19 protein-coding genes are annotated in these 16457 nt (G+C 71.0%); 17 read left to right on the forward strand and 2 right to left on the reverse strand.

Features of this window, described 5'->3' with window-relative positions; translation table 11 throughout:
• Window positions 1–647 precede the first annotated feature (647 nt).
• From WDW90_RS12615 to WDW90_RS12695, 17 genes are all read left to right on the forward strand, one after another.
• On the forward strand, window positions 648–920 hold the full coding sequence (locus tag WDW90_RS12615; protein ID WP_336487733.1) for a hypothetical protein: 273 nt from the start codon (window positions 648–650) through the stop codon (window positions 918–920).
• A 44-nt stretch (window positions 921–964) separates the two neighbouring features.
• Window positions 965–1603: a VOC family protein gene (locus WDW90_RS12620; protein WP_336487734.1), complete on the forward strand. Its 639-nt coding sequence runs from the start codon at window positions 965–967 to the stop codon at window positions 1601–1603.
• 332 nt (window positions 1604–1935) lie between these two features.
• Window positions 1936–3876, forward strand: a complete 1941-nt coding sequence (locus WDW90_RS12625; RefSeq protein ID WP_336487735.1) for a putative bifunctional diguanylate cyclase/phosphodiesterase — start codon at window positions 1936–1938, stop codon at window positions 3874–3876.
• A gap of 81 nt (window positions 3877–3957) precedes the next feature.
• A complete protein-coding gene (locus WDW90_RS12630; RefSeq protein ID WP_336487736.1) occupies window positions 3958–4536 on the forward strand; it encodes an NADPH-dependent FMN reductase in 579 nt (192 codons plus the stop codon).
• A 176-nt stretch (window positions 4537–4712) separates the two neighbouring features.
• Window positions 4713–5051: a hypothetical protein gene (locus WDW90_RS12635; RefSeq protein WP_336487737.1), complete on the forward strand. Its 339-nt coding sequence runs from the start codon at window positions 4713–4715 to the stop codon at window positions 5049–5051.
• 145 nt (window positions 5052–5196) lie between these two features.
• A complete protein-coding gene (rnr, locus tag WDW90_RS12640) occupies window positions 5197–7512 on the forward strand; it encodes a ribonuclease R (protein WP_336487738.1) in 2316 nt (771 codons plus the stop codon).
• Window positions 7513–7720: 208 nt separating this feature from the next.
• A complete protein-coding gene (locus tag WDW90_RS12645; protein WP_336487739.1) occupies window positions 7721–8200 on the forward strand; it encodes a DUF983 domain-containing protein in 480 nt (159 codons plus the stop codon).
• A complete protein-coding gene (locus WDW90_RS12650) occupies window positions 8145–8894 on the forward strand; it encodes an NUDIX hydrolase (protein WP_431311029.1) in 750 nt (249 codons plus the stop codon). The genes WDW90_RS12645 and WDW90_RS12650 overlap by 56 nt, the downstream gene beginning before the upstream one ends.
• 69 nt (window positions 8895–8963) lie before the next feature.
• Window positions 8964–10130 (forward strand): MFS transporter, encoded by a 1167-nt coding sequence (locus WDW90_RS12655; RefSeq protein ID WP_336487740.1) that lies wholly within the window; start codon window positions 8964–8966, stop codon window positions 10128–10130.
• A gap of 109 nt (window positions 10131–10239) precedes the next feature.
• Entirely contained in the window at window positions 10240–10407 is a 168-nt protein-coding gene (gene rpmG, locus WDW90_RS12660; protein WP_336487741.1) for a 50S ribosomal protein L33, read from the forward strand.
• A gap of 190 nt (window positions 10408–10597) precedes the next feature.
• The gene (locus WDW90_RS12665; RefSeq protein ID WP_431311030.1) at window positions 10598–10981 is read left to right on the forward strand and encodes a DUF6356 family protein; all 384 of its coding nucleotides are present in this window, start codon (window positions 10598–10600) and stop codon (window positions 10979–10981) included.
• Between the two features lie 63 nt (window positions 10982–11044).
• Entirely contained in the window at window positions 11045–11695 is a 651-nt protein-coding gene (locus WDW90_RS12670) for a peroxidase-related enzyme (protein WP_336487742.1), read from the forward strand.
• A 101-nt stretch (window positions 11696–11796) separates the two neighbouring features.
• Window positions 11797–12666, forward strand: a complete 870-nt coding sequence (locus WDW90_RS12675; RefSeq protein WP_336487743.1) for a glycosyltransferase family 2 protein — start codon at window positions 11797–11799, stop codon at window positions 12664–12666.
• Window positions 12667–12794: 128 nt separating this feature from the next.
• On the forward strand, window positions 12795–13043 hold the full coding sequence (locus WDW90_RS12680) for a hypothetical protein (RefSeq protein WP_336487744.1): 249 nt from the start codon (window positions 12795–12797) through the stop codon (window positions 13041–13043).
• Between the two features lie 102 nt (window positions 13044–13145).
• On the forward strand, window positions 13146–13589 hold the full coding sequence (locus WDW90_RS12685) for a low affinity iron permease family protein (RefSeq protein WP_336487745.1): 444 nt from the start codon (window positions 13146–13148) through the stop codon (window positions 13587–13589).
• 324 nt (window positions 13590–13913) lie between these two features.
• Window positions 13914–14246 (forward strand): hypothetical protein, encoded by a 333-nt coding sequence (locus WDW90_RS12690; protein ID WP_336487746.1) that lies wholly within the window; start codon window positions 13914–13916, stop codon window positions 14244–14246.
• Window positions 14247–14324: 78 nt separating this feature from the next.
• Window positions 14325–14558, forward strand: a complete 234-nt coding sequence (locus WDW90_RS12695) for a hypothetical protein (protein WP_336487747.1) — start codon at window positions 14325–14327, stop codon at window positions 14556–14558.
• A gap of 39 nt (window positions 14559–14597) precedes the next feature.
• Here the strand turns inward: WDW90_RS12695 and WDW90_RS12700 are convergent, their stop codons facing one another.
• Window positions 14598–15971 (reverse strand): PleD family two-component system response regulator, encoded by a 1374-nt coding sequence (locus tag WDW90_RS12700; protein ID WP_336487748.1) that lies wholly within the window; start codon window positions 15969–15971, stop codon window positions 14598–14600.
• 70 nt (window positions 15972–16041) lie between these two features.
• Window positions 16042–16416: a response regulator gene (locus tag WDW90_RS12705; protein ID WP_336487749.1), complete on the reverse strand. Its 375-nt coding sequence runs from the start codon at window positions 16414–16416 to the stop codon at window positions 16042–16044.
• Window positions 16417–16457 lie beyond the last annotated feature (41 nt).

Raw genomic sequence — 16457 nt, forward strand, 5'->3', positions numbered from 1 at the left:
AAAGAGCGCGCTGGCTCGTCGCCGCCCTTCGTGTCCGCGTGGCTCTGGCCCGGGCGCAGCACTCCCTGCAGGGCTACAATCGGTCTCAACCGCGTATACCCGGCCGGCGTCCCGGAAGGCGGCCGGTGAACGTTCGTTGACGGCGGCGGATCGGGCGCTGAAGGGGACGGCGGCCGTATCCGGCTCGCCGAGAACGAGACCAGTCGGCAGAAGCCCATCGACCTCTGCGAAGAGGAGGCGCGCGGTGGACATGCGCTGCGCAAGCACGTCGGGAAATCCGACGCGGAACTCGTGAATAGGGTCAGGGCCGCTCGTTACCGGAATCTGTTCGTGACGGTTGCCCGTATGGGCGTCGGGTCGTTCGCCACCGAAGCGGATGCGAATACGTTAGTGAATCGCACGATTTAGGCTAATACCGATGCCATTTGGTAAAAATTGAAAAAAGACGATGACTTCGCGATCCAGCACCGGTTCGGCTACATCACCGGCCGCGAGGCGTTTAGGCCGGATGCCGACGCGGACCCTACATGCAAAATACTTATGATGTCCGTGTCGTGCTTCGACCCGACCCCAGACGAGAACGGGGCTACGGCGTAGTGACCGCTTTTCCCCTCAATCGCGACCCGACCAAGCGATAGGAGACGGCTGTGGAGATACCGGAGGCCTACTCCCACTATGCAGCGAGCTTCTATCCATATCTCGACGAGGAAACCTCGTCTGTAGAAGAATTTATCGCGCGCGGGCTTCGCTTTCTCACGGACGACCAGTTCGACGATCTGCAGGCGTTCCTGCCGCGGGCGCTGGCCGGCGGTTGCAAGACGCCATGGCTGCGCTTGGCGGTCACCGATTGGTATGTCGATCCGAGCGGGTATCGCCGCTTGTTCAGCTTCGTGCATGATCACCTGCGCGACGGGCTGTAGCGCGGCCTGCCGTCCGCGGGCTCCCGATCCGCAACGAGACGCGCATGCTCACCCTCGACCACCTCGCCGTCGTCGCCCCCAGCCTCGCGGAGGGCATCGCGCATGTGCGCGCGAGCCTGGATCTCGACATCCCCGAGGGCGGGCGGCATCGCGAGATGGGCACCCGCAACCACCTGCTGCGCCTCGGCGACGCGCTGTTCCTCGAAGTCATCGCCGTCGATCCGGAGGCGCCGCCCCCCGGCCGGCCGCGCTGGTTCGGCCTCGATGACGCGGCCGCGGTCCGGGCTGACTGGGAGGCCGGGCGGCGGCTGCGGGCCTTCGTGGCGCGCACGCACGACCTCGACGGCCTGCTCGGCCGGCATCCGGACCTGTTCGGGCAGGCGGCGCGGATGAGCCGCGGCGACCTCGCCTGGCGCTTCGCGCTGCGGGACGATGGGAGCCTGCCCGGGGACGGCCTGCTGCCCTGCCCGATGGACTGGGGGCCGGCCGGCAGCCCGGCCCGCGCCATGCCGGATCTCGGGGCGCGGTTGACGCATTTCCGCGCGGAGCATCCCGAGCCGTCAAAGGCCACGGCGCTCTACGGCGCCATCGGCCTGTCGGAGGCGCCCGAGATCCGGCCCGGGCCGGCCTTGCGCTTCACCGCGGAGATCGCGACGCCCGCCGGCCCGCGCACCCTGTCCTGAGCCGAGCCGCCCGGGCAAAGGTCCGCCGGTCTGGCCCTGCACGCTGAGAGATTGCCGAGACGCTCCCGGTCCCGGTGATCCGTGTCAGGTGATCCTCGATTCCATGCGCGCCGACCGGCCGTGCGGAACGGGCAGCGCCCGCGATCCGTGCTGTCGAGGACGCTGTCGAAGGCCCCCGTGCAGCGATTCCAATTGAATCGAACGATTCTTACAATTCCAGCGTGCAATTCGCCCCGCACGCGCGGTCACGCGAATATCATCCCGGCCATCACCGAAATTTAGGGACTCCGCCCGCATCTTCGCGGCGTTCATCTGCTTGCCGAACGGCACCCATGCCCTCGCTGAAATCTGTCTTCGGGATCTTCGCCGTCCGGGAGGACGAGCCTGAACTCGCCATCGCGCAGGTGAAGACGCTGGCGCGCCAGATCCCGGTCCTGCACTCGGTCCTGATGCTCGACGCCATCGCGGTCGCCTACACCCATTACGGCGTCACGCCCGACTGGCTGACCCTGCTGCCGCTCGGCGTCCTGCTGACGATCTGCACGACGCGGCTGCTCATCTGGAAGCGGGCCGCCGCCCAGGTGATCGACCCCGCCGAGGCCGTGCGGCGGCTGCGCGGGACGACCCGCCTCACGGCGATCCTCACCGTCGGCTTCGCGGCCTGGGCCCTCCTGCTGACGCGCTACGGCGACGTCGGCACCCAGATGCACGTGCTGTTCTTCCTGACGATCACCATGATCGCCTGCGTGTTCTGCCTGCTGCACCTGCGCTCGGCGGCGCTGATCATCGGCGTGATCGCGCTGCCGGTGACGGCCCTGTTCCTCTTCAACGAGGCCGTCGTGGTCCGGGCGACCGCCCTGAACTACGCGGCCGTCGTCTGCGTGATCGTGTTCGTGCAATCGACCTGCTACCGCGACTTCCGCAGCCTCGTGCGCCTCGGTGCGGAGAACCGGAGCCTCGCCCATACCGACACGCTGACGGGCCTGCCGAACCGGCGCTCGTTCTTCGCGCGGATGCAGGCGACCATCGCGGACAGCGAGCGGCACGCCGGCTGCTTCGTCGTCGGCATGATCGACCTCGACGGGTTCAAGCCCGTCAACGACACGTTCGGCCACCAGGTCGGCGATGCGGTGCTCTGCGAGGTCGGCCGCCGGCTCGAGACGGTGATGGCGAATTCGGGGCTGGCGGGGCGCGGCTGGGCGGCGCGGCTCGGCGGCGACGAGTTCGGGCTCGTCATCGAAGGGGATACCGACCTCGACGCCCTCGGCCGGACGCTCTGCGCGGCGCTCGCCGTGCCCTGCAGGGTGCGCGACGCCACGGCCCAGATCGGCGCCTCGATCGGCTTCGCGCGCTATCCCGCGAGCGCCCGGAGCGTCGAGACCCTGGTGGAGCGCGCCGACCACGCCCTCTACCACGCCAAGAGCCATTGCCGCGGCACCGCGATCTGCTTCACCCACGAGCACGAGGCCCGGCTGCGCAGCCACGCGGCGATCGAGCAGGCCCTGCGCGGCGCCGATCTCGAGGCCGAGTTCGACCTCGCCTTCCAGCCGATCGTCGACGTCCAGGAGGCGAGGATCGAGGCCTACGAGGCGCTGGCGCGCTGGCGGAGCCCGGTGCTCGGCCCGGTCTCGCCGGCCGAGTTCATCGCGGTCGCCGAGCGCAGCGGCCTCATCCAGGACCTGACCCAGGTGCTGCTCCGCAAGGCGCTCCTGGCCGCCCGGACCTGGCCCGAGGCGGTCCGGCTCTCCTTCAACCTGTCGAGCCAGGACATCGCCTCCCCGGAGGGGCTCGCCCGGATCACCGCGGCGATCCTGGCGAGCGGCGTCGCGCCCGGCCGGATCATCTTCGAGGTCACCGAGACCGGACTGATGCGCGACCTCGTCGACGCGCGCCGCGCCCTCCTCGCCCTCGAAGGCCTCGGCGTCCGCATCGCGCTCGACGATTTCGGCACGGGCTACTCGAGCCTCAGCTACGTCCATCGCCTGCCGATCCGGAAGATCAAGGTCGACCGCAGCTTCGTCACCGACATCGGCACCGACCCGGCCTCGCTCAACATCGTCCGGTCGATCCTCGACCTGTGCCGGAACCTCGGCCTCGCCTGCATCGTGGAGGGCGTCGAGACGGAGGCGCAGGCCCGCGCCCTGCGGGAGATCGGGTGCCGCCACATGCAGGGCTACCTGTTCGGCCGGCCGCGGCCCCTCGCCGAGATCGCGGGGGCCTGTCAGCCGATGCCGGCGGGAGGGCCGGGGGCCGGGCTGCTCACGGCCGCCTGAACGGTGGCGTCCGGGGCGGCAGACAGGGCGCCTCCCCTCGGCTAGGCTTCGGTCTCCGCCGTCCCGCGAGCGAGATGTCCCATGCCCCTGGTCTGCCCCGTGATCCTCGGCACCGTCCGATCCGACCGGCAGGGCATCCGCGCCGCGCGCTTCCTCGCCGGGCAGCTCGAGGGGCGCGGCCACGAGGCGCCCCTCGTCGACCCCGAGGTCCTGCGGCTGCCGCTCCTCGACCGGATGTACAAGGAATACCCGGCGGGCCAGGCCCCGAAAGTGCTGGAGGACCTCGCCACGCTGTTCCGGCGCGCGGACGCCTTCCTGATCGTCTCGGCCGAGTACAACCACTCGATCCCGCCCGCCCTCTCGAACACCCTCGACCACTTCCTGGAGGAGTATTCCTGGCGGCCCAGCGCCATCTGCTGCTACTCGGCCGGACAGTTCGGCGGCGTGCGGGCGGCGATGCAGCTGCGCGCGATGCTGCCGGAGCTCGGGATGCCCTCGATCCCCTCGCTCCTGCCGATCCCCCGCATCCACAAGGCCCTCGACGAGGCCGGCAAGCCCGCCGAGGAGCGGCTCGCGAAGGCGGCCGGGCGCTTCCTCGACGAGCTGGCCTGGTATGCCGAGGCGATGCGGGCGCAGCGGGCCGCAGGCACGCCGTACTAGAGCGTTCGACCAGGGCGTTTTCCATGATCTCCGGATCACCAAAAGACGCTCCAACTCTTTATGGCGTCGCATCTTTTGCGCCGAACCGTCGGCCACTTCGGCGCAAAAATGCTCCGGGCATGGGCCCGTTGGCACCGCCCTTGCCACTGCCCCGGCCTGGCAGCCAAGGCGGTGACATGGACGCGATCGCTCGGACGGTGCGGGATCTTCTCGCCAGCCTCGTGAAGGCGGCCCTGATGTCGGAGGACCGCGCCAGCCTGTTCTGGCGCGCGGAGGCCGCGCAGGCGCAGGCCGTGCTCAGCGCCGACCGGGAGGCGGCCCGGACGCTCAAGCTCGACGGGCTCTGGTCGCTCGCGGTGCAGGAGGCCGAGGCGCCGGATCTGCGCGACGCGGAGGGCCGGGTCGCCTTCGGCCTGCCGGCGGCCTGCCCCTTCGCGCTCTCCGAACTCGCCGAACCCGATCTCGACATCGACGCCGCCGTCGAGCGCATCCGGACATCCGCTGCGACGGGCTGACGCGCGCCGCCTGTTGAGGGTTTGCCGGCGGGCGTTGTCCAGCGCGGGGCCCGGCACCATCTTGGGGCGAGCGGGATCTCTCGAACCCTGCCCCTTCCCATCTCAACGCCGCTTCCGAGCACGAGCGGCGCGGCGAGCCCCCTCTTTGGCCAGACGCATCAACCCCCAAGCCGGCGACACCCCCCTCCCCACCCGCGAGCAGATCCTCGCCTTCATCGGCGAGGCCACCGACACGGTCGGCAAGCGCGAGATCGCGCAGGCCTTCGGGCTGCGGGGCGCGGCCAAGATCGGCCTCAAGCGGATCCTCAAGGAGATCGAGGAGGACGGCGCGATCGAGCGCGGCCGCGGAGGCCTGTCGAAGCCCGGGCGCCTGCCGCCCGTGGTGCTGGCCGACATCCGCGCGCGCGACCGCGACGGCGAGTTCCTGGCGGTGCCCGCCGAGTGGGATTCCGCGAACGGCAAGCCCCCGCGCATCCTCGTGCTGAACCCGCGGGGCGGGCGCAAGCCGAAGCGCCCGGCTGCCGGCATCGGCGACCGCGCCCTGATCCGGGTCGAGCCCGAGCCCGGCGAGCCCGGCCGCTACACCGGCCGCGTCATCAAGGTGATCGGCAAGAACAGGGCCGAGGTGATCGGCGTGTTCCGGGCGGGCGCGCAGGGCGGCCGGATCGAGCCCGTCGAGAAGCGCCAGCAGGGACGCGAGATCCTGATCCCGCCGGGCGAGGAGGGGCCCGCGCGCGACGGCGACCTCGTCAGCGTCGCGATCGAGCGCGAGACCCGCTTCGGCCTGCCCAAGGGCCGGGTGCGGGAGCGCCTGGGCTCGCTCGGCTCCGAGAAGGCCGTCAGCCTGATCGCGCTGCACCTGCACAACATCCCGCACGTCTTCGCGGCCGAGACCCTGGCGGAGGCCGACGCGGCGAAGCCCGCGGCCCTGCGGGGGCGCGAGGATTGGCGCGATCAGCCCCTCCTCACCATCGACCCGCCGGACGCCAAGGACCACGACGACGCCGTGATGGCGGCCCCCGACCCGGATCCCGCCAATCCGGGCGGCTTCCTCGTCACGGTGGCGATCGCCGACGTCGCCGCCTATGTCCGCGCCGGCTCCGCCCTCGACCGGGAGGCGCTCCTGCGCGGCAACTCGGTCTACTTCCCCGACCGGGTCGTGCCGATGCTGCCGGAGCGCATCTCGAACGACCTCTGCTCGCTGCGCCAGGGCGAGGACCGGCCGGCGCTCGCGGTGCGCCTGGTGGTCGGCGCCGACGGGGCAAAGCGCCGCCACAGCTTCCACCGGATCATGATGCGCTCGCGCGCCAAGCTCTCCTACGCGCAGGCCCAGAGCGCCGTCGACGGCTACCCCGACGACGCGACGGCGCCCCTGCTCGAGCCGGTGCTGCGCCCCCTCTGGGCGGCCTACGACGCCCTCAAGACCGCCCGCGACAGGCGAGGGCCGCTGGCCCTCGACCTGCCCGAGCGCAAGGTGCTGCTGACGCCGGACGGGGCCGTCGACCGCGTGATCGTGCCCGAGCGCCTCGACGCCCACCGGCTGATCGAGGAGTTCATGATCCAGGCGAACGTCGCGGCCGCCGAGACGCTCGAGGCCGCGAGCCAGGCGCTGATCTACCGCGTCCACGACGAGCCGGCGCTGGAGAAGATGCGGAGCTTGAGCGAGGTGCTGGCCTCGGTGGGCATCAAGCTGCCCAAGGACGGGGCGCTGCGCCCGGCCCTGTTCAACCGGATCCTCGGGGCGGTCGCCGAGACCGAGCACGCCACCTTCATCAACGAGGTGGTGCTGCGCAGCCAGGCCCAGGCCGTCTACGCGGCGGAGAATCTCGGCCATTTCGGCCTCAACCTGCGCCGCTACGCCCACTTCACCTCGCCGATCCGGCGCTACGCCGACCTAATCGTGCACCGCGCCCTGATCACCGCCTGCCGGCTCGGCAAGGACGGGATCTCGCCCGACGTCTCGGTGGCGGAGTTGAACCAGATCGGCGAGCAGATCTCGGGGGCCGAGCGCCGCGCCATGGCGGCCGAGCGCGAGACCATCGACCGCCTGATCGCCCACCACCTCGCCGACCGGGTCGGGGCGAGCTTCGAGGGCCAGATCTCGGGCGTGACCCGGGCCGGCCTGTTCATCAAGCTCGACGAGACCGGCGCCGACGGCTTCGTGCCGGTCTCGACCATCGGGGCCGACTATTACCGCCACGACGAGGGCCGCCACGCCCTCGTCGGCGAGCGCGGCGGCGAGACCTACCGGCTCGGCGACCGGGTCGAGGTGAAGCTCGTCGAGGCCGCCGCCGTCGCCGGAGCGCTGCGCTTCGAGCTGCTCTCGGAGGGGCGGCCCGGTTCGGGGGCGAGAGGCCCCAAAGGCGGCAGGGGAGCGCCCCGCGCCCGCAAGCCGGGCCAGCCCGGCCGTCCGGCCGGCATCCGCACCGGCGGCACCCGCCACCGGGGCTCGCGGCGCTGACCGATTTGGCGTTCCGGGCCACCCGGCCCTACATGGGGATCGCGACGCGCCCCTCTCCCGTGCAGAGGAGGGGCGGGATCGGGTATGCAACCTCTCCGGACAGACCTGATTCTCGCCCGGTCCGCCGACGGGGGTTCGGCCTTTCCCGCTCGCGAGCGGCGCCGGACAACAGGAGCGGCGCGTGAGGGCGGCACACGAGGATGACGGCATGAGGGCGCCCACCGACGAACCCGCCCGCACCGGATGGGTCCGCTCCATGGCCCGCGGCTTCGTCGGGCGCTGCCCGCATTGCGGGAGGGGCCGCATGTTCGCGCGCTTCCTGAAGGTGCGGCCCGCATGCGAGGCCTGCGGGCTGGAGATGCACGGCCACCGGGCCGACGACCTGCCGCCCTACGTCGTCATCTTCATCGTGGCCCACATCGTCGGCTACGTGATCCTCGAGATGGAGATGGGCTACGACGTGCCCCTCTGGTTCCAGCTCAGCTTCTGGCCCGCCGCGACCCTCGGTCTCGCGCTCGGGCTGCTGCAGCCCGTGAAGGGCGCGGTCGTCGGCCTGCAATACGCGCTTGGCATGCACGGCTTCGCCGCGCTACCGAGCGGGCCCGAGGCGTCACGGGGCGAGGAGCCGGGATTTGGATCAGCGGACGATCGAGCCACAGACCCCCGGCCCGGCCTCGGCCGCGCCTGAGCCCGCCCGCCGCCCGGCCCTGCGGCCGCGCGACGCCGCGACCCTGATCCTCGTCGACCGGCGCGGGCGCGCGCCCAAGGTCCTGATGGGCCGGCGCAACCCCGGCCTCGTCTTCATGCCGGGCAAGTTCGTGTTCCCGGGCGGGCGCATCGAGCTGGGCGACCGGCACATGAGCGTTGCCGGCACCCTGCCCGACTACGCGGAGGCCGCGCTCGCCCGGCAGGTGACGCGCCCGCCGCACCATCTCGGCCGGGCGCTGGCGCTGGCGGCGATCCGCGAGACCCACGAGGAGACGGGCCTGCTCGTCGGCACGCGCGCGTACGGGCCGCCCGAGGCGGTGCCGACGGGCTGGGAGGCCTTCCGCGCGCACGGCGTCCTGCCGGACCTCGAGGCGCTCCACCTCGTCGCCCGCGCGGTCACGCCGCCGGGGCGGGTGCGCCGCTTCGACACCCGCTTCTTCGCGGCCGACCGGCGCGCGGTGGCGGCGGAGGAGCCGGGCCGCGTCGGGCCGGCGAGCGAGCTCGTGGAGCTCGCCTGGCTGCCGCTCGCCAAGGCCCGCAAGCTCGATCTGCCCGTCATCACCCGCGCCATCCTCGACGAGTTGGAGGCGCAGATCGCCGTCGACTTCGCTCCGCACCGGCCGATTCCCCACCATTTCGTCCGGCACGGGAAACGCCAGCGCACGTTCCTCTGACGGCGCGCCCGCCGCTGCGCGTTCCCGCGCCGACCGGGTCCCGGCGCCCCTGCCCCATCAGGACGCCCCATGCTCGATACGATTCCCGCCCTCGACCGCACGCGGCTCGCGGCAATCGCGGCGGCGATCACCTGCGTGGCCGTGGTCGGCATCGGCCTGAGCCTGTCGATCCCGCTGCTGTCGATCGAGATGGCCCGGATGGGCGCGTCGAGCACGATGATCGGGATCAACACGGCGGTCTCAGGGATCGCCAGCATCCTCACGGTGCCCTTCGTGCCCCGCCTCGCCGCCCGGACCGGCGTGGTGCGCCTCCTCGTCCTGGCGATCGGCCTCGGAGCGATCTGCCTCGCCGCCTTTCCGATGCTGCGCGGGATCGGCGCGTGGTTCGTGCTCCGCTTCGTCTTCTCGGCTGCGCTCGGCGCCCTGTTCGTGCTCTCCGAGTTCTGGATCAACGAGGCGGCGCCCCCGGCCCGGCGCGGCCTCGTGATGGGGGTCTACGCCACCGTGCTGGCCCTCGGCTTCGCGGTCGGACCGACGCTGCTGGCCGTGCTCGGCACCGAAGGTTTCCGGCCGTATCTCGCGGGTTCCGGCCTGTTCCTCGCCGGCATGGTGCCGCTCGCCCTCGCCCGCGGCCTCTCGCCCGCGATCGCCCGGGGCTCGGGGCGGCGCTTTGCCGGCTACCTGCGTCTCGCGCCCGCCGCCACGCTGGCGGCCCTCGTCTACGGCGCGGTCGAGACCGGTGGCTTCGCGATCCTGCCCCTCTACGGCCTGCGCCTCGGCTACGACGCCGAGACCGCCGCCGGCCTCGTCAGCGCGCTGGCGCTCGGCAACGTCCTGTTCCAGATCCCCTTCGGCTGGCTCGCGGACCGGATGGACCGGCGCGTCGTCCTGCTCGTCGCGGCGATCGGCGGCGCGCTCGGAGCCGCGCTGATCCCGGCGGCCTCCGCCTCGTTCCCCGCGCTCCTCGCGCTTCTCTTCGCGTGGGGCGGCATCGCCGGCACGCTCTACACGGTGGGGCTCGCCCATCTCGGCTCGGTGGTGCGCGGCGCGGACCTCGCCGGCGCCAACGCCGCCTTCATCGTGCTCTACAATGTCGGCCTGATCCTGGGACCGCCCGTGATCGGCGGCGGCATGGACCTCGTGCCCCCGCAGGGCTTCGCCTGGACGCTGTGCGGCCTGTTCCTCGCCTACGGCGCCGTGGTGGCCTGGCGCCTGCGCGCCCCGCCCCGGCCTTGACGAAGCGGACCCGATCGGGCATTGAGCCGCCGGTATTCGGCCGGGCCTTCCCGGCCCTTTTGCGTTTCGCTCTCATGCGGAATGCCGCACAGTTCAGGAGCGCCGCGCCATGGCCAAGGCCGTCACCGTCAAGATCAAGCTCGTCTCCACCGCCGACACCGGCTACTTCTACGTCACGAAGAAGAACTCGCGTACCCAGACCGAGAAGCTCTCGATGAAGAAGTACGACCCCGTCGCGCGCAAGCACGTCGAGTTCAAGGAATCCAAGATCAAGTAAGCCCAAGATCAAGCGGGCCCAAGATCGAGTGGTCCATTGCGGCCGGACGACCGGTCTGACGCTGACGAGCCGCCCCCCGGGGCGGCTTTTTCGTTGGAGCCGGATGCGCGGGCGTCTCGGGCACAGCAGGCCGCTCGCAAGACATCGTTAACCATGATGGACCGATCCTTGCCGGCAGCGACCCGGCGTGATGCGGATCACGGAACCCGCGGGCGAACGGCGCCACGGTGGAACCCACGCCTTGCGGATCGCAGCGCGCCTGGCCGCCCGGACGGGGATCACGATGGGACTGAAAGCTCTCTTCACCGAACATCCGGCCTCGCTGGGCGAGACCTATCCGCAGCACATGCGGGCCTCGCTCGGCTACGCCGTGCCGCTCCTCGGCGCCTCGCTGGCAGCCTTCGTGCACGCGCTGTTCCCGTTCCTGTTCAAGGCAACGGCGAGCGGATCCGTGAAGCGCCTCTACGAGCGCATGACGCGCCGCTGCGCCGGCTGCCCGTCGGGGCGCCTGCATCGCCCCGACCTGTTCGCGCCGCCCTCGCAGGGATCGGCGCTCGATCGCCGGGCGGCATGATCCGCCCTCGCGGCCCGCGCCCGGAGGGCCTATAGCGCTCCTGTGGCAGCAGGGAGACGCAGCATGGCGAGCGAGCGCGAGCAGGCCCGGCCGGAGCCCGGCGAGACGCCGGTTCCGCAGGAGGCGGGGGGACCGGTCACCGCCCTCGACCTGCCGCCCGCCGCCGATCTCTCGCCCGCCATGGCGGCCTATCTCGACAAGTGCCGCGAGAAGCTCGGCTTCGTCCCGAACGTGCTGCTGGCCTACGCGCACGACAGCGCCAAGCTCGAAGCCTTCGCGACCTTCTACAACGACCTGATGCTCGCGCCCTCCGGCCTGTCGAAGCTCGAGCGCGAGATGATCGCCGTCGCGGTGTCGAGCGTGAACCGCTGCTACTACTGCCTGACCGCCCACGGCGCGGCCGTGCGCGGCCTCTCGGGCGATCCCGTTCTCGGCGAGCTGATGGCGATGAACTACCGTGCCGCCGACCTGTCGCCGCGCCACCGCGCGATGCTCGACTTCGCCGTCGCGCTGAGCGAGGCACCCTGGACGGTCGGGGAGGCGCATCGGGACGCGCTGCGGCGGGCCGGCTTCGCCGAGCGCGACATCTGGGACGTCGCGGCGGTCGCGAGCTTCTTCAACATGTCGAACCGCATGGCCTCGGCGGTCGACATGCGGCCGAACCGCTCCTACCACGCTGACGCCCGCGCGCTGCCGCCCCTGACGGAGGCTTAAGGCGGCCCCCGCCCGCCGTTGATGCGGGCCCGGCTTTCTGGTTGTGATGAACCGTGTCTCGTTCGCGTGAGCCGGAGCCGCGTCCCGGCGCTGGAACCCCGATGCCCTCGGTGACCCTGGTCGGGATCGCCAAGAACGAGGGCCGCTACATCGCCGAGTGGCTCGCCTTCCACCGGGCGGTCGGGTTCGGCCCGATCCTCGTCTACGACAACGACAGCACCGACGGCACCGCCGCGACCGTGACCGAGATCGCCCGGCGCGATCCCGGCATCAAGCTGACCGCCTGGCCGACAGGCGACATCTCCCCGCAGGTCAGCGCCTACAACGACTCCCTCCGGCGCGTCGGCACGCCCTGGGTCACCTTCCTCGACATCGACGAGTTCATGGTCCCCTTCGCGCACGGTAGCATCCAGGGCTTCCTCGAGACGGTGCCTGAGGACGTCGCGAGCGTCCACGTGAACTGGCGCTGCTTCGGCTCCGGCGGCCGGGCTTCCGACGCGTACGGGCTCGTGACCCGCGCCTTCACGCGCGGGGCGGAGGTGTCCTGGGACAACCACAAGCACTTCAAGACCCTCGCCCGGACCGAGCTCGCCACGGAGGTCCTCGTACACGACGTGCGCACGCGCGGGGGGCGGCGGGTGCTGTCCGACTTCACGCCGCTGATCGGCAGCTCAGCGGGAGCCGCCGACCGGGTCGCCCACGCGGGCATCCAGATCAACCACTACCAGTCGAAGACCTATCCGGAGTTCCGGCGCCGGATGGCGAACGGCAATGCCGACGCGCCCGCCGGGCACGAGGCGCGCCCGCGCGACGATTCCGCGGAGCGCTTCGCCGCGCTCGACCGCAACGAGGTCGAGGACCGCAGGATCCGCCGCTTCGACCGGGCCCTCGACGCGAGCCTGCGACGGCTGACGGGGCGCGGGGCGTGGCTGCGGGGCCTCGTTCCGGGCTGGCGCCGTGCCGTGCCGTGACGGCGCAGGCCGACGAGCCGCGGATCGCGCGCCGGTCCGGACGCGGCCCCGGGGCGCGATCGCCCTGTCCGGAACCCGATTCGCGGCTGCGTCGTTGGGTGTTCCATTCTCCACCAGGAGGTTCTGCATTGACGAAACTCGCAACTCTGATCGGCCTGAGCCTCGCGGCCGGCACGGCGATGGCGGTCCCTGCGCAAGCCTACGAGTGGGGCGGCGGATCCTGCATCGGCTACGGCTGCGTCCGCGCCATCCACGAGGGCGAATACCGGCCCGTGCGCTCCTACCGCTACGACGAGGAGCGGCCGGCGGTGCGCGTCATCGAGCGGCGCCACCGCGTCTACCGCCACCACGATTGGGACGAGGACGACGACGATTAGGCGCGGCGCATCGCCGGAGAAGGGCACCCCAGGGTGCCCTTTTTCGTGGGGCTCGCGCTCCGGGCAGGGGCAAGCGGAACGGAACGACGGGACATTTCAGCCATGTCAACCTCGCGCGGTTTCACCGCCTTCGCGGCGAAGTTCGCCAAGTGGTCGGGCCACCCGGTCGCCTTCGCGCTCGGGGCGGCCTCTGTCGTCGCGTGGGCGGCGAGCGGCCCCTATTTCCATTTCTCCGACACGTGGGAACTCGTCATCAACACCGGCACGACCATCGTCACTTTCCTGATGGTGTTCCTGATCCAGAATTCGCAGAACCGGGACGGGGCCGCGATCCAGGCCAAGCTCGACGAGCTCATCCGGGCGAGCGCCGCCCAGAACCGCTACATCGGGATCGAGCACCTGACGGAGGAGGAGCTCGACGAGCTGCGCCGGCGCTGCGAGACCCGCGCCGAGGCCGAGCGGCTCGACGATGCCCGCGAGGCCGCCGACGAGGCCGAGGCCCGGGCCCGCGAGAAGGCGGCGCGCGCGGCCGCCAAAGCGCATTGAGGCGCTTTTCCGGTGATGAGTGCCGGCGATGTGCGCGGTGTCACCACGAAACATCTCGCAACGTGGCACGCAATCCCGGCGCAACGGCGCAGCTTTAGCACGTCGCCGGGGTCGGCTGTGAGCAGCCGCCGGGGAGGCTTCCATGGTCACCGAACTGCAATTCCGCCGGATCGTCTTCGTCGTCTTCGCCATGGGCCTCGCGACGGCTCCGCTCCTCAACCCGCTGCTGCCCTGAACCGGCCCGCGGCCTCCCCGTCGCTCGGTACGCGCGCGCGCGTTGCCGGGGCCCTCCCCCGATTCTACCCTCGCCCGACGAGGTCGGGCATGGCGGGCAGAGCGGGCGAGCGCGAACGCAACCTCGGAGGACTCTCCCTCCACATCCTGCCCACCGCCGGCACGATGATCGGCATCTGCACCACGCTGATCGGGCTCGTGAAGATCGCCGAGGTGCATATCGGCCCGAGCCATGTCGACGAGTATTTCGGCCTCGCCGCGCTCCTGTTTCTCGCGAGCGCGCTGACCTCCTACCTCTCCATGCGCGCCTTCACCGGCGACCGCTTCGGCGCGCGGCTCGAGCGGGCGGCCGATCTCTGCTTCATGGCCGGGCTGATCACGCTCTCGGCGATCTCGCTGCTGTTCGCCTACGAGACAATCTGAGGCGCCTCGGGTCAGCGACCGGACGGCGCGGAACGGTCCTCGAACGGTGCCGTTGACCCTGCGCACCAGGAGGCAGCCATGAAAGCCGTGCTCGTCATCGTGCTGCTCGCGACGGGGATATCCCTGCCGGGCCCGGCATCGGCCCAGCGCCTCGAACTGGGGCCGGACGGGCCGGGCGTCGACCTGCGCTCGCGCCGGCAGCGCGACCTCGACCGCGAGGATGCCCGGCGCGACCGGCAGGAGATGCGCCGCGACCGCGATCTCGACGACGATGACGAGGATGACGACGGGCCGCCGCCTCGCCGGCGGTGACGGCGGCCGGTTGCCGGCCGATGCCTCCGCGAGCCGCGCTCAGGCGGCCTGGGCCTCCACCCGGTTCCGGCCCGTATCCTTGGCCCGGTAGAGGGCGAGGTCGGCGCGCTTGAGCATGTCGCTCGCCGACGCGTCGGTGGAATCCCGCACGGCGACCCCGATCGAGACCGTGACGTTGACGCTCCGGGTCGCCCGCTGCACCGAGAAGGGCAGCGCCTCGACCCGCTCGCGGATGCGCTCGGCGATGAGCTGCGCCTCGGGCAGCGCCACGTCCGGCAGGATGATGACGATCTCCTCGCCGCCGTAGCGCGCGACGATGTCGATGAGCCGCGTGTGCAGGCGGACGCGGTCCGCGAAGGTGCGCAGGACCTCGTCGCCAGCCTCGTGCCCGTAGGTGTCGTTGATCGACTTGAAACGGTCGATGTCGAGGATCAGCGCCGCCACGGGGCGCTGGCGAGCCACCGCCTCGCCGAACAGGATTCCGAGATGGCTGTCCAGGTAGCGTCGGTTGTGGAGGCCCGTGAGCCCGTCCGTCACGGCGAGTTCCATCGAGGCCTGGACGGCGCCGCGCAGCACCTCGGAGAACCGCCGGCGGCGCACCTGCGTGCGCACGCGCGCGACGAGCTCGTTCCGGTCGACGGGGCGCAGCAGGTAATCGTGCACGCCGAAATCGAGGCCGCGCACGATCCGGGCCCGGTCATGCGGCTCGGCCATCATGATCAGGGGCACGTTGCGGGTGCGGTCGAGCGAGCGCAGCTGGCTGCACAGGCGCAGGCCGTCGAAGCCCTCGAGATCGAGGCTGACCAGCACCGCGTCGAAGGCGCCCTCGGTCGCCGTGAGGAGAGCACGGTGCGGGTCGGGCTCGATCGTGACGACGTGGTGCTGACCGAGCGAGGCCGCCATGCGCTCGGCGGCGCCGCGGCGATCCTCCACCAGCAGGAGGTTGGCGTTGAGCCCCGTCTCGGCCGTGGCCAGCGCCAGCGGGTCGCCCATGCCGAAGTCGCGCGACTGCAGGGCGCGGCTGCGCAGCTCGTCGGTCACCGCCTTCAGGCGCACGAGGCTGCGCACGCGGGTGAACAGGGCGGTGTCGTCGATCGGCTTCGTCAGGAAATCGTCGGCGCCCGCGTCCAGCCCCCGCAGGCGGTCGGAGGGCTGGTCGAGGGCGGTGACCATCACCACCGGCAGGTGGGCGGTGACGGGATTGTTCTTGAGCTGGCGGCAGACCTCGAACCCGTCCATGCCGGGCATCATCACGTCGAGCAGGACGATGTCGCAGAGGCCCTTCTCGCAGATCGCGATGGCATCCGGCCCGTTCATCGCCGCGACGACATCGAAATATTCCAGCGACAGCTTCGTTTCGAGAAGCTTCACGTTGGGAAACAGATCATCGACGATCAGGACGCGGGCCGACATCGTTTCTCGCGCTCAGGTTGCGTAACGACGAATCTGACCCGTTTTGCGAGTACAGACTATCCGCCGAGACTCAGCGGCTCTCGTCAAGATACGCACGAACGGTTGCCAAAAACTTCGCGACCGAGATCGGCTTGGACAGATAGGCCTCGCAGCCCCCCTCGCGAATGCGCTCCTCGTCACCCTTCATGGCGAAGGCCGTGATGGCGATGACGGGAATATCCTTGAGATCGTCGTCCTCCTTCAGCCACTTCGTGACTTCAAGGCCGGACACCTCGGGAAGCTGGATGTCCATCAGGATGAGGTCGGGATGGTGGGCGCGCGCGAGCTCGATCGCCTCGATGCCGTTCGCCGTCTTGAGGGTGGCGTAGCCGTGCGCTTCCAGGAGGTCGTTGAAGAGCTTCATGTTGAGCTCGTTGTCCTCAACGATGAGCACCGTCTTCTTCATGGCCCATTGTTCCCGGTGCGCACGGCGCTCATTCTTTAACG

The sequence above is a fragment of the Methylobacterium nigriterrae genome (genome assembly GCF_037106235.1).
In the GTDB taxonomy this organism is placed as follows: domain Bacteria; phylum Pseudomonadota; class Alphaproteobacteria; order Rhizobiales; family Beijerinckiaceae; genus Methylobacterium; species Methylobacterium nigriterrae.